The organism is Micromonospora sp. NPDC049903 (assembly GCF_044460945.1).
In the GTDB taxonomy this organism is placed as follows: Bacteria; Actinomycetota; Actinomycetes; order Mycobacteriales; family Micromonosporaceae; genus Micromonospora.
This window is the reverse complement of the sequence record NZ_JBITKL010000043.1, coordinates 16,504-29,131: the sequence shown is the minus strand read 5'-3', so window position 1 is coordinate 29,131 and position 12,628 is coordinate 16,504. Positions and strand designations below refer to the sequence as shown.

The 12,628-nt window shown below is 72.6% G+C and carries 13 protein-coding genes; all 13 read right to left on the bottom strand.

Translation table 11 applies throughout. From position 1 onward, the window contains the following. Positions 1-224: 224 nt before the first annotated feature. The 13 genes from ACIBO1_RS31275 to kynU all read right to left on the bottom strand — a co-directional run bounded on the left by ACIBO1_RS31275 (position 225) and on the right by kynU (position 12,625). The gene (locus ACIBO1_RS31275) at positions 225-638 is read right to left on the bottom strand and encodes a DUF5130 family protein (protein WP_350700443.1); all 414 of its coding nucleotides are present in this window, start codon (positions 636-638) and stop codon (positions 225-227) included. Beyond that, positions 625-915, bottom strand: a complete 291-nt coding sequence (locus ACIBO1_RS31270; RefSeq protein WP_396752768.1) for a hypothetical protein — start codon at positions 913-915, stop codon at positions 625-627. Before ACIBO1_RS31270 ends, ACIBO1_RS31275 begins: the two co-directional genes overlap by 14 nt. Positions 916-985: 70 nt before the next feature. Beyond that, positions 986-2,449: an amidase gene (locus tag ACIBO1_RS31265; protein ID WP_396752755.1), complete on the bottom strand. Its 1,464-nt coding sequence runs from the start codon at positions 2,447-2,449 to the stop codon at positions 986-988. Between the two features lie 165 nt (positions 2,450-2,614). After that, on the bottom strand, positions 2,615-3,631 hold the full coding sequence (locus tag ACIBO1_RS31260) for an amidohydrolase family protein (protein ID WP_396752754.1): 1,017 nt from the start codon (positions 3,629-3,631) through the stop codon (positions 2,615-2,617). A 2-nt stretch (positions 3,632-3,633) separates the two neighbouring features. Then, entirely contained in the window at positions 3,634-4,158 is a 525-nt protein-coding gene (locus ACIBO1_RS31255; protein WP_396752752.1) for a 3-hydroxyanthranilate 3,4-dioxygenase, read from the bottom strand. Further along, positions 4,151-4,615: a RidA family protein gene (locus ACIBO1_RS31250; protein ID WP_396752766.1), complete on the bottom strand. Its 465-nt coding sequence runs from the start codon at positions 4,613-4,615 to the stop codon at positions 4,151-4,153. The genes ACIBO1_RS31255 and ACIBO1_RS31250 overlap by 8 nt, the downstream gene beginning before the upstream one ends. A 279-nt stretch (positions 4,616-4,894) precedes the next feature. After that, positions 4,895-5,668, bottom strand: a complete 774-nt coding sequence (locus ACIBO1_RS31245) for a 2-keto-4-pentenoate hydratase (RefSeq protein ID WP_396752750.1) — start codon at positions 5,666-5,668, stop codon at positions 4,895-4,897. After that, positions 5,665-6,726 carry a 4-hydroxy-2-oxovalerate aldolase gene (dmpG, locus tag ACIBO1_RS31240; protein ID WP_396752764.1) on the bottom strand — a complete coding sequence of 354 codons (1,062 nt, stop codon included), beginning with the start codon at positions 6,724-6,726 and terminating at the stop codon, positions 5,665-5,667. Before dmpG ends, ACIBO1_RS31245 begins: the two co-directional genes overlap by 4 nt. Positions 6,727-6,749: 23 nt before the next feature. Then, positions 6,750-7,703, bottom strand: a complete 954-nt coding sequence (locus ACIBO1_RS31235) for an acetaldehyde dehydrogenase (acetylating) (RefSeq protein WP_396752762.1) — start codon at positions 7,701-7,703, stop codon at positions 6,750-6,752. Next, positions 7,700-8,494 carry a 2-keto-4-pentenoate hydratase gene (locus tag ACIBO1_RS31230; RefSeq protein ID WP_396752748.1) on the bottom strand — a complete coding sequence of 265 codons (795 nt, stop codon included), beginning with the start codon at positions 8,492-8,494 and terminating at the stop codon, positions 7,700-7,702. Before ACIBO1_RS31230 ends, ACIBO1_RS31235 begins: the two co-directional genes overlap by 4 nt. After that, positions 8,491-9,972, bottom strand: a complete 1,482-nt coding sequence (locus tag ACIBO1_RS31225; protein WP_396752760.1) for a 2-hydroxymuconic semialdehyde dehydrogenase — start codon at positions 9,970-9,972, stop codon at positions 8,491-8,493. Before ACIBO1_RS31225 ends, ACIBO1_RS31230 begins: the two co-directional genes overlap by 4 nt. 20 nt (positions 9,973-9,992) lie before the next feature. Next, positions 9,993-11,327 (bottom strand): NAD(P)/FAD-dependent oxidoreductase, encoded by a 1,335-nt coding sequence (locus ACIBO1_RS31220; protein WP_350700274.1) that lies wholly within the window; start codon positions 11,325-11,327, stop codon positions 9,993-9,995. Further along, complete coding sequence (kynU, locus tag ACIBO1_RS31215; RefSeq protein WP_396752745.1) at positions 11,324-12,625, bottom strand: kynureninase; 1,302 nt, start codon at positions 12,623-12,625, stop codon at positions 11,324-11,326. Before kynU ends, ACIBO1_RS31220 begins: the two co-directional genes overlap by 4 nt. Between the last annotated feature and the right edge of the window lie 3 nt (positions 12,626-12,628).

Sequence of the window (12,628 nt, the reverse complement as noted above, 5' to 3'; positions counted from 1 at the left end):
GTTCGGCCGCGGAGCGCAAGCAGCGCGGGCGGCGCTGACCCCTTGCGTGCGGTGGGGGGGGGGGGGGGGGGCCGGGCGGGCCCCCCCGCGGGGCCCCCCCCCCCCCCCCCCCCCGGGCCGGGGGGGGGCCCCCCCCCCCCCCCCCACGGGCGCGGCACCCCGCTCGGACACGAGAGAGCCCGGTCCCACCTGAGGTGGGGCCGGGCTTCGTCGTAGCCGAACGGTCAGGCGTTGCCAGCGTACCGGGAGAGCTGGTCGAGCCCCTGGATGATGCCGCCGGCCAGGTCACCGCCGCCGAACGAGGCCACCATCGACAGTGCGGCGATCTTGGCGTACGTGTCCGGCACCCGCTTGCGGGCGTGCCGTCCGGTGACGATCTCCAACTGCCGCTGGTTCGGCGAGACCGCGATCAGCACCGAACGGTCGGGGTCGGCGAGCTGCCGGTGCAGCCGCTCGGCGTGCTCGCGGACCGGCTCGTCGAGGCCACCCACGAAGACCGAGAAGGTCAGGCCGGTGGTCTGGTCGGCCAGGCGCAGCGCCTCGTCGATGCGCAGCAGCTGGCGGGTCGAGAACGGGCCGTCGAGCACGTCGGGCGGGGTGCCCGTACCGGTCTCGGGCTGCTTCTCACCAACGGTCACTTGCGCCTCCGGTCCCACCGGCCGGCGCCTCGACGCCGGCCTGCTCCTGCTTGCGGCTGCTCAGCGCGGGCGCCTGTGCCCCCGCCGCCAGCGCGGTGCCGGCCGAGTCGGCCAGTTCCTCCGGCTTGCCGAGGAACCACACCGGCGTGAAGCTGAAGGGTCGGCCGGGCCGGTAACGCTTGGCACCGCCGCCGCCACTACCGCTGCGGCTGCCCGCGTAGACGAGGCCGGCGATCACCAGCACGACGGCTACCGGGATGCCGACGAAGACCAGCAAGGTGTCGGTTACAGACAATCCCAACGCCCCCAGGCGGAAAGAGAGAACTTCGACCGGGCCGGGTGGCGGGTCACCGCAGTGACCTCCCGACTCCGCTGCCATTCACGTTAGCGGAGCCCACGCCCCGCCAGACCGGCGGGTGGCGATCCCACCCGCCACTCGAACCCTCCAGTTGCGCAGCCGTCGCGATGAGTCTCGCGTCGTCGCCGTACCGACCGGTCAGCAACACCCCGACCGGCAACCCCTCTGCGGTCACCCCCACCGGCAACGAGACCGAAGGCTGGCCGGTGACGTTGAAGACGGCACAGTACGGGGAGAAGCGCCGTTGCAGGTCGAAATCCTCCTCCGGCGTACGGCCCTCGGTGAACCAGCCGACGGGTGCCTGCGGGGCCGCCAACGTGGGGCAGAGCAGCAGGTCACAGTCGGCGGTGCGGCGCGCGCCGAGGCGTACCTGCGCCTGGAGTTCGCCGAGTGTGGCGCTGAGCGTGCCGGCGGAGATCCCGCCGCCCCGGGCCCGCAGGAAGCGGGTCAACGGCAGCAGGTCGGCCTCCCGCTCGGGCGGCACCGGCGCGAGCGCGAGGACGTACCAGACGACCTCGAACAGCGGCCAGACCTGTGGCCCGAGTGGCGGTGGCACCTCGACCACCTGGTGACCGGCGGCGGTGAGCAGCGTCACGGCCCGGTCCACGGCGGCGACGCAGTCCGGGTGGACCGGCTCGTCGGCGAGCATCGGCGCGGTGAACCGGCCCACCCGCAGCCGTCCGGGGGCGGCGGCGCGGGCGGCGCCCAGGTAGCCGCCGGCCGGCGGCGGTGGCGGCAGGTACGGCTCGCCGGGCACCGGCTGGGCGAGCACGTCGAGCAGGGCGGCCACGTCGGCGACGGTACGGCCGATCGGGCCGCTGGTGGGCAGCCCGAACGCGCCGGAGCCGAGCGGACCGCCGGAGACCACGCCCCGGCTCGGCTTGTAGCCGATCAGACCGCACAGGGACGCCGGGATGCGTACCGATCCCCCGCCGTCGGAGCCCTGCGCCACCGGCACCAGCCCGGCCGCCACCGCAGCCGCCGCACCGCCGCTGGAGCCGCCGGCGGTGTACGCCAGGTCCCACGGGTTACGGGCCGGCGGGGCCACCAGCCCCTCGGAATAGAGCGAACAGCCCAGCTCGGAGGTGGTGGTCTTGCCGAGGCTGACCAGGCCGGCCGCCCGGACGAACCGCACCACGTCGACGTCGACCGGCGGGACCAGGTCGGCGAAGGCGGCCGAGCCGAAGGTGGTCCGCACGCCGGCCGTCAACGTCAGATCCTTGATCGCGGTGGCCACGCCGTGCAGCGGTCCCCGCCGGTCGGCCGGGGTGGCGTCGGCGGCCCGCGCGGCCTCGCGCGCCGACTCGGCGGTGACCGTGACGAAGGCGCCCACCGTGTCGCCGAGGGCGTCGACCCGGTGCAGGTAGTGCTCGACCATGTCCAGGCTGGTCAGCTCGCCGCGACCGATCGCGGCGGCCTGCTCCAGCGCGGTCAGGTCGTGCGGCTCGGCCATGTCGTCATCCTGCCGCGCCGGTCCGCCGCTCGCACCCGTCACGCGCCGGAACGCGCCCGGGCGCTGGGTGTCGAGCACCGAGTGCCGGAGGCAGGCCGAGCGCTGGGTGCCGACGGCACCGGCGGGGCTTGGTGTTAAAAAGGGACCCCTGCTATGCACGAGGCGTTAATAAGGTGCCCTTCCTTGCAGGAAGTGCAGGGCGTTGCCGGCCAGCAGGCGGGCGCGTTGGGTGTCGGTGAGGAAGTCGGCTTGGTGGATTACCCGGCCGGCCGGACGCTCGCCCAGCGGGTACGGGTAGTCGCTGCCGAGCAGCACCCGGTCCACGCCCATGGTGTCGACCAGCAGGCGCAGCGCCGGGGTGGAGAAGACCACCGAGTCGACGTAGAACCGGTCCAGGTAGCTGCTGGGCGGGGCGGCGGAGGCACCGCGTACCAGGTCGCCCCGGCGGTGCCAGGCGTTGTCGGCCCGCCCCACCCAGTACGGGAAGCTGCCGCCGCCGTGGGCGAAGCAGATCCGCAACGTCGGCGGCACCCTGTCGAAGACCCCGCCGAGGATCATCGACAGCACCGACAGGTGTGTCTCGGCGGGCATGCCGGTGAGCCAGCGCGCCATCCACCGGTCGAGTCGGGGCCCGCCGGGCATGTCCCACGGGTGTACGAAGACCGGCGCGCCGACCTCAGCGCAGTGGGTCAGGAACTCCACGATGCCGGCGTCGTCCAGGTCCCGGTCGCCGACGTGGTTGCCGATCTCCACGCCCACGTGCCCGGCCGCCAGGCAGCGGTCCAGTTCGGCGCAGGCCGCGTCCGGGTCCTGCAACGGCACCTGACAGAACGGCAGCAGCCGGTCGCCGCCGGCCGAGGTGACCTCCAGGGTGAGGTCGTTGAAGATCCGGGCCACCCGGACCGCCTGCTCGGCCGGGCGGTCGTAGCCGAAGAACACCGGCGTGGGCGAGACCACCTGCACGTCCACCCCGTCGGCGGCCATGTCGGCGAGCCGGGTCGGCGCGTCCCAGCACTCGGCGCCGACCGGCCGGAACTCGGTCTCCCCCACCATGATCATGGCCGCGCGTTCCGAGTCGACCCGCAGCCAGGGCCAGCCGGACCCGCCGCAGGCCGCGGCGAGGTCCGGCCATCCCTTGGGTACGACGTGGGTGTGCACGTCCACCACGGTGGGTGCCGCCATCGTCAGCCCTTGCCCGGGTGCAGCGTGCCGCACCGCTCGCAGGTCCGGGCCGCCTCGTCGGCGTAGAAGGCGCCGAAGACGGGCGGCAGGTCGGCGGCGATGTCGCGGACCTGCAACTCGACCTCGTGCACCTTGTGCCCGCACTCGGGGCAGTACCACTGGAACTTCTCCAGCGTCCCCTCGGCGCGTACCCGCTCCACCACCATCCCGATCGAGCCGGCCTCGGGTCGCTGCGGCGAGTGCGGGGTGTTGCGCGGCAGCATCCACATCTGACCCTCGCGCACGTGCACCGTACGCGGTCCCTCCGGGGTCATCAGGTTGATGTGCATGTTGCCCTTGACCTGATAGAAGAACTCCTCGTACGGGTCGACGTGGAAGTCGGTGCGCTGGTTTGGCCCACCCACCACCATGACGATGAAGTCGTCGGAGCCGGGGAACATCTCCTTGTTACCGACCGGCGGCTTGAGCAGGTGCTGGTTGTCGGCGATCCAGCCGGGAAAGCTGAACGGCTCGGCGATCTCACTCACGACTACCTCCTCCGGGAAGCAGGGCCACGGCTTGCATCTCGATCAGCAGGTGGGGATGCGGCAACTGATGCACGGCCACGGTCGTCCGGGTCGGACCGGTGGCGTCGAAGAACTCCGCCCACACCTGGTTGTACCCACCGAAATCATTCATGTTGACCAGGTACGACGTCACCTGCACCAGGTCGGTCAACTCGGCGCCGACGGATCGCAGCAGGTCACCGATGTTCTCGATGACCGCGCGCGTCTGCACCCGGATGTCCAGGTCGGTGGTCCCGAACTCGTCCACCGACACGCCGGCGAAGCTGTTGTCCGGCAGCCGCGACGACGTCCCGGACACGAACACGAACCCCCCGGCCACCTTCACATGCGGAAAGGCCCCCCGAGGCACCGCCTTCCCGGAAACCACCCGCCCCGATTCAGCCCCCACACCCCACCCCCACCAACTCACTCCGACCACCCGGCCGAGACCCACGAACCCCAACCGCCCCCGCCACGACCCCACCCGGCGCAGTCCCGCAAACGCCAGCCACCCCAGCCGAACCCCCACCCGGCGCAGCGATGCGAACGCCAGCCACCCCAGCCACGAACTCACCGGGCGGAGCAACGCGAACGCCAGCCACGTCAGGGGTTCCGGGCAGCCCGACCGGCGCAGGGATCAAGCCTGACCGCCCGGAGCCGGGCGGGCTGCCCGGAACCCCCACCGCGCAACCACCGCCCGAACTCAAAACCACAGACATCACGACCCAGCCCGAACCGAAGCCCCACCAAGCTTCTCCACAACCGCCCGCACCCGCACCCCCGCCCGCAACGGCACCGCCGCCGTAGCCGCCCCCGCCAGGAACACCCACCCTTCCCGCAGCCGTACGCCGTGCCGACCGGCCAGCCGGATGCCCTCGTCGAGGGCCCGACGCGGGTCGCCGAGGATGGCCGCCGTCGAGCCGACCTGGGCCACTCGTCCGTCGATCTCCAGCAGGACGCCGAGGTTCTCCAGCCCGTCGGGCACCGGCGACCAGGGGCCGATCACGAACGCGCCGGCCGAGGTGTTGTCGGCGATGACGTCCGGAAGCGAGAACGTGAAGTTCGCGTACCGGCTGTCGATCAGCTCGATCGCCGGGGCGACCGCGCGGACCGCGTCGGTGAAGTCGCCGACCGGCTCGCCGGGTTCGGGTAGCCGGTCCAGCAGGAACGCCACCTCGGGTTCGACCCGGGGGTGGATGAAGCCGGTCACGTCGACGGTGCCGCCGTCGGGGACCCGCATCGCGTCGGTGAGCCGTCCCCAGATCACCTCGTCCACACCGACCTGGGCCATCTTCGCCTTGCTGGTGAGCCCCATCTTCAGCCCGACCAGCCGCTCGCCACGGTCGAGCCGATGCTGCACCAGCGCGGCCTGCACCGCGTACGCGGCGTCGACGTCGAGACCGGCCTCGGCGGCGACCTGCGGTACGGCGGTGGCCGTGTCGGCCGCCCGGTCCAGTGTCGCCGCGATCTGCGCGATGTCCGGCGCGATCATGTTTTCTCCTGCCCGGCGAGGTCCAGCGCCACGTCGACGATCATGTCCTCCTGCCCACCGACCATCCGCCGCCGGCCGAGTTCGACCAGGATGGAGCGGACGTCCACGCCGTATCGGGCGGAGGCCCGTTCGGCGTGCCGGAGGAAGCTGGAGTAGACCCCGGCGTAGCCGAGGGAGAGGGTTTCCCGGTCCACCTGGACCGGCCGGTCTTGGAGCGGGCGGACGATGTCGTCGGCGGCGTCCATCAGCGCGAACACGTCGCAGCCGTGCTTCCAGCCGTGCAGTTCGGCGACCGCGACGAAGACCTCCAGCGGCGCGTTGCCGGCACCGGCACCCATTCCGGCGAGCGAGGCGTCCACCCGGACGGTCCGCCCGTGCGGGGCGTCCGGGCCGACCGCGTCGGCGCCGACGACGCGCCCGTGCTCGACCGCCGCCACGCTGTTGGCCACTCCCAGCGAGAGGTTGTGGTGCGCGTGGATGCCGATCTGCGTGGTCGGCTCCAACACCTGCCGGTACGCGTCGACGCGCTGCGCCACGTCGGACATCAGCAACCGGCCGCCGGAGTCGGTGACGTAGACGCAGTGCGCCCCGTACGACTCCATCAGTTTGGCCTGCGCGGCCAGCCCGGCCGGGTCGTTCATGTGCGACATCATCAGGAAGCCGGAGACGTCCATGCCGTTCTCGCGGGCCCACGAGATGTGCTGGGCGGAGATGTCGGCCTCGGTGCAGTGGGTGGCGATCCGGACGCTGGTCACGCCGAGCGCGCGGGCCGCCTTGAGGTCGGCGATGGTGCCGATGCCGGGCAGCAGCAGGGTGGTCAGCTTCGCGGTGGTCATCACCTCGGCCGCCGCCGCGATCCAGTCGGCGTCGCTGGCCGCGCCGTGGCCGTAGTTGACGCTGGAACCGGCGAGACCGTCGCCGTGCGCCACCTCGATCGCGGCCACCCCGGCGGCGTCCAGCGCGGCGGCGATGGTGCGGACCTGGTCGACGGTGTACCGGTGCGCGACGGCGTGCATGCCGTCGCGCAACGTCACATCCTGGATGTAGAGCTCGTTCACCGGACTCTTCGCGCTCGTCGTGGTCACGCCCGCACCCCCTCGGCGCGCAGGGCGACCAGGCGCTGCGCGGTCCGCAGGGCGGCCGAGGTCATGATGTCCAGGTTCCCGGCGTACGCGGGCAGGTAGTGCCCGGCACCGGCGACCTCCAGGAAGACCGTCACCTGTACGCCGGTGAGGTGCCGCCCCAGCGTCGGCACGTACGCGTCCACCCGGTCGAACTGCACGTCCTGCTTGAGGCGGTAGCCCGGGACGTACTCCTGCACCTCGGCGACCATCGCGGCGACCGACTCGGCGATGGCGGCCCGATCGGCGTCCGGGTCGGGGCAGAGGCAGTAGACGGTGTCCCGCATCAGCAGCGGCGGCTCGGCCGGGTTCAGCACGATGATCGCCTTACCGCGTTCCGCGCCGCCGACCACTTCGATCGCCCGGGAGGTGGTCTCGGTGAACTCGTCGATGTTGGCCCGGGTGCCCGGACCGGCGGACCGCGAGGCGATCGAGGCGACGATCTCGCCGTACGCCACCGGGGTGACCCGGCGGACCGCCGCGACGATCGGCACGGTCGCCTGCCCACCGCAGGTCACCATGTTCAGGTTCGTCTCGTGCAGGTGCTCGTCGAGGTTGACCGGCGGCACCACGTACGGGCCGATGGCGGCCGGGGTCAGGTCGACCACCGTGCGCCCGTGGCTTCGCAGCACCGCGTCGTTGTGTCGGTGCGCGCCGGCCGACGTGGCGTCGAAGACCAGGTCGACGTCGGCGAACTCGGGCATGGCGACCAGCCCGTCCACGCCCTCGGCGGTGGTGGCCACGCCGAGGCGGCGGGCGCGGGCCAGGCCGTCGGAGGCCGGGTCGATGCCGGCCAGCGCCACCATCCGCAGGCCCGCCGCGCCGCCGTCGGCGTCACCGCCTGAGCGGAGCACCTTGATCATCAGATCGGTGCCGATGTTGCCGGACCCGATCACCGCCACCCCGGCCATCAGGACGCCTCCTTCGCGAAGCAGGCCCGGACCGAACCGAGCCCGGAGATACGTGCCTCGTACGTCGCGCCGGGCGTCACCGGCACCATCGGACCGAGCGCACCGGAGAGCACCACGTCACCGGCGCGCAGCGGGTCACCGGCGCGGGCCAGTGTGCCGGCCAGCCAGGCCAGCGCGTGCAGCGGGTTGCCGAGGCAGGCCGCCCCGGCACCGACCGACACCGGTTCCCCGGCGTGTTCCAACACCATCCCGGCCAGCCGCAGGTCGACGTCGCTCACCCGACGCGGCGAGGTGCCCAGCACGAACAGCCCGCTGGAGGCGTTGTCCGCCACGGTGTCCACGATGGAGATGTCCCACCCGGCCACCCGGGAGTCGACGACCTCGATGGCCGGCAGCAGGTGGTCGACGGCGCGCACCACGTCCACGGTGGTGACCCGGGCGTCGGGCAGGTCGGCGCCGAGCACGAAGGCGATCTCGGCTTCGACCCGGGGCTGGAGCAACCGGTCCAGGGCGATCTCGGCCCCGTCGGGCACCGCCATGACGTCGGTGAGCACACCGAAGTCCGGCTCGTACACGCCGAACGCGTCCTGGACCGCCCGGGAGGTCAGCCCGACCTTCGCGCCCACCCGGCGCTGGCCGGACGCCAGCCACTCGCGTACCTGGATCTGCTGCACCCGGTACGCCGCCTCGACGTCCCCTTCGGGCAGCAGCCGCCCGCGCAGCGGCGGGCACGGCTTCCCACTTGCCCGAGCCTCGATCAGCTCCCGGCCAACAGCATCGAAGTCAACGGTCATGAGAGGTCCACGCAGACGTTGGTGAGTTCGGAGTAGAAGTCGAGCGAGTGCACGCCGCCCTCGCGGCCGATGCCGGACGCCTTCACCCCGCCGAACGGGGTACGCAGGTCGCGCAGGAACCACGTGTTGACCCAGACGATGCCGGCGTCCAGCCGGGCGCCGGCCCGGTGCGCCCGACCCACGTCCCGGGTCCACACGGTCGCCGCCAGGCCGTACTCGGTGCCGTTGGCCAGTTCGTACGCCTCGTCCTCGGTATCGAAGGGCGCGACGTGCACCACCGGTCCGAAGATCTCCTCGCGGTTGGTGCGGGCGTCCGGGGCGAGCCCGGTCAGGACGGTCGGCTGCACGTACGCGCCACCGTCTCGGGCGTCGCCGAACTGCGGCACCCCGCCGCCGGTCAGCACCTGCGCCCCCTCGGAGCGGGCCAGGTCGTAGTGACCGAGCACCTTGTCCCGGTGAGTGTGCGAGATCAGCGGCATGTTCACGGTCGCCTCGTCGGCGGGCCAGCCGTACGCCAGCTCGGCGGCGCGGGCGGCGAGCCGCTCGGTGAACTCCTCGAACACCGGCCGCTGCACGAGGATCCGCTCGGTGCAGAGGCACACCTGGCCGCCGTTGGTGAAGCTGGACCGGACCGAACCGGCGACCGCCGCGTCCAGGTCGGCGTCGGCGAAGACCAGCCCGGCGTTCTTGCCGCCGAGCTCGAAGCTGACCGCCTTCACGCCGTCGGCGGCGGCGCGCATGATGGCGCTGCCGGTGGCGGACTCCCCGGTGAAGGTGATCGCGTCCACGCTCGCGTGCCGGGTGAGGGACTCCCCGGCCGAACCAGGACCGAAGCCGTGCACCAGGTTGAACACACCCTCGGGCACACCGGCCGCCGCCATCACCTCGGCGAGCAGCGTGGCCGAGGCGGGGGTCTCCTCGCTGGGCTTGACCACCACGGCGTTGCCGCAGGCCAGGGCCGGTGCGACCTTCCAGGTGAGCAGCAGCAGCGGCAGGTTCCACGGCACGATCACCGCGACCACGCCGACCGGCTTGCGGACCGCGTAGTTGAGTGCCCGGCCGCCGGTCGGGGTGACCGTGGTGAACGACTCGGTCGGCGCGGTCGCCACGATCTCGGCGAAGGCCCGGAAGTTGGCCGCGCCACGCGGGATGTCCAGGGTGCGGGCCTGCGAGATGGCCTTGCCGGTGTCGGCCACCTCGGCGGTGACCAGGTCGTCGAAGCGGCGCTCCAACTCGTCGGCGACCCGACGCAGCACCTCGGCGCGTTCCCGCTCCCCCATCCGACCCCACGGCCCGCGCAGCGCCGCCCTGGCCGCCGCCACCGCGTCGTCCACCACCGACGCGCCGGCCTCGACCACCTCGAAGACCGGTTCGCCGGTGACCGGGCTCCGTCGGGTGAAGCGGGCGCCCTCGTCGCGGAACTCGCCGCCGACGAAGTTGCGCAGCAGGACAGGGCCGTCCGGCGCGTGCCCGGTCATCAACCGGGGATCCCAGCGGGTCATCGACGTCTCCCGCGCCCGATCGCCACCGCCGCACCGGCCACCGCCGCCAGCACACCGGCGGCCACCGCGCCGAGCACCTGGTACTGCCGGCGCACCCGGCGGCGCACCTGCGCGTACGGGACGGTGGAGAAGGAGACCATCTCGTACTGGGAGACGTACCGTCCGGGCAGCGCCCGTTCCAGGGCGTGCTCGACCTTCTTGCGGGTCCGGAACACCGGCGAGGCGACCTTGTCGCGCATCTCCACGAAGTTGGCCAGTGCCATCCGGGCGATCGCCTCGGCGTTGCCCTGACGGCGCTGCTGGAACAGCGGCAGCGCGGCGGACCAGTCGTCGTCGCACTCGGACAGGCAGCGGTCCAGCTCCACCACGTCCTCGAAGGCGCAGTTCGCGCCCTGGCCGTAGAACGGGACGATGGCGTGCGCCGCGTCGCCGAGCAGGCCGACGCGCCCGTTCACCTGCCACGGGTCGCAGCGCACCGTGCCGAGTACGCCGACCGGGTTGTGCTGGTAGTCGTCGACCAGGTCGGGGGCGAGCGGCAGCAGGTCCGGGTAGTGCTGCGCGAAGTGCCGTTCGATCGCCGCCTTGCTGCCCAGCGAGGCGAAGCTCGCGGTGCCGTGGGTGGGCCAGAACAGCGTGCAGGTGAAGGAGCGGTCCGGGTTGGGCAGCGCGATCATCATCGAGGTGCCGCGCGGCCAGATGTGCAGCGCACCCTCGTCGAGGGCGAAGTCACCACCGGCCGGCGGGATGCTCAGTTCCTTGTAGCCGTAGTCGAGGAAGTCGACGCTCTCGGTGAGCAGGCCGTGTTCGAGTAGTTGTCCGCGTACCGCCGAGCCGGCGCCATCGGTGCCGAGGACGACGCGCGCGTCCGCGGTGACCGCGCCCTGCGGGGTCTCGAAGGTCATCCGCGCGGTGTCCGGGTCCAGGCCGACCAGCCGGTGGTCGAAGGCGATCCGCACGCCGGGCAGCTTCGCGGCGGCCTCCAGCAGCGCGTTGTTCAGCGCACCCCGGCTGATCGAGTTGATCGCCCGGTCGCCGGAGACGCTGTACGACTGGAAGCCGGGCTCACCGAGCACCGGGTGCACCATCCGGCCGCGCATCGGCAGCGCGTCGGCCATCACCTGCTCGTCGAGCCCGATCCGGCGCAGCGCGTCGAGCCCGCGCTCGGAGAGCGCCAGGTTGATCGACCGACCCCGTTCGACGGTCCCGGTACGCGGGTCCGGCCGCCGCTCGTACAGCGCCACCGGATAGCCCCGGCGGGCCAGGAAGCAGGCCAGCAGACAGCCGGCCAGCCCGGCGCCGACCACGGCGATCTCGTCGCGTTCCCGGTTCATCCAGCTCTCCCAACGGTGGCGGCCAGCGCGTCGGCGACCCGCCAGCAGTCGTGGTACGTCGAGTAGAGCGGCACCGGGGCGAACCGGACGACGTCCGGCTCCCGGGCGTCGGCGATCACTCCGTGCTCGTACCGGAGCCGCTTGGTCAGCTCCCTGGCGCTGCCCTCGCCGAGTCTGACCGAGAGTTGGCAGCCACGGCGACCCGGGTCGCGCGGGGTGATCACGGTCAGCGGCCGGTCGGCGGTCACCTCGTCCAGCAGCCGCTCCAGGTAGCCGGTGAGCCGCAGGCTGCGCTCGCGCAGCGCGGGCATCCCGACTGCGTCGAACAGCTCCAGCGAGGTACGCACCGGCCCCATCGAGAAGATCGGCGGGTTGGAGATCTGCCACGCCTCCACGGTGGACGGTGGACGGCTGACCGGGGTCATCTCGAAGCGGGTCGCCGCCGCCGTGCTCCACCAGCCCTCGAAGCGGGGCAGGTCCGTGTCGCCGTGGTGCCGCTCGTGCACGAACACCCCGCCGAGCGCGCCCGGTCCGGAGTTGAGGTACTTGTACGAGCACCAGGCCGCGAAGTCGACGTCCCACTCGTGCAGCGACAGCGGCACGTTGCCGGCGGCGTGCGCCAGGTCCCACCCGACGACCGCACCGGCGGCCCGGCCGGCGGCGGTGATCGCCGGGATGTCCATCAGCTCGCCGGTGAGGTAGTTGACGCCACCGAGCAGCAGCAGCGCGACGGTGTGCCCCTCGGCGGCCAGGAACGCGGTGACGTCCTCGGTGCGCAGGGTGTCCTCGCCCGGTCGCGGCGTCAGCCGGACCACGGTGGTGTCCGGGTCGAGGCCGTGGAACCGGGCCTGGCTGCGCACCGCGTAGCTGTCCGAGGGAAAGGCGCTGTCCTCGATGACGATCCGGGTCCGCGTGCCGCGCGGCCGGTAGAAGCTGACCATCAGCAGGTGCAGGTTGACCGTGAGCGAGTTCATCACCACGGTCTCGGTGGGCAGGGCGCCGACCAGTCGCGCGGCCGGGGCCGTCAACAGCTCGTGGTACGGCAGCCAGGGTCGTTCCGCCTCCAGGTGCCCCTCGACACCGAGCCGCCCCCAGGCGTCCACGTCGGCCAGCAACTCGTCCCGGGTGGCCCGGGGTTGCAGGCCGAGCGAGTTGCCGGCCAGGTAGGCCGCCTCGGGATGGTGACCACCGTCGGCCGGTGGCACGTGGAACAGGTGCCGGTGTCCGGGGTCGGTGGCGTCCAGCCGGAGGGCTTCGGCCTCGCCGAGGCGTGGCGCCTCGGCCTCGTTCGTCGTCATCGT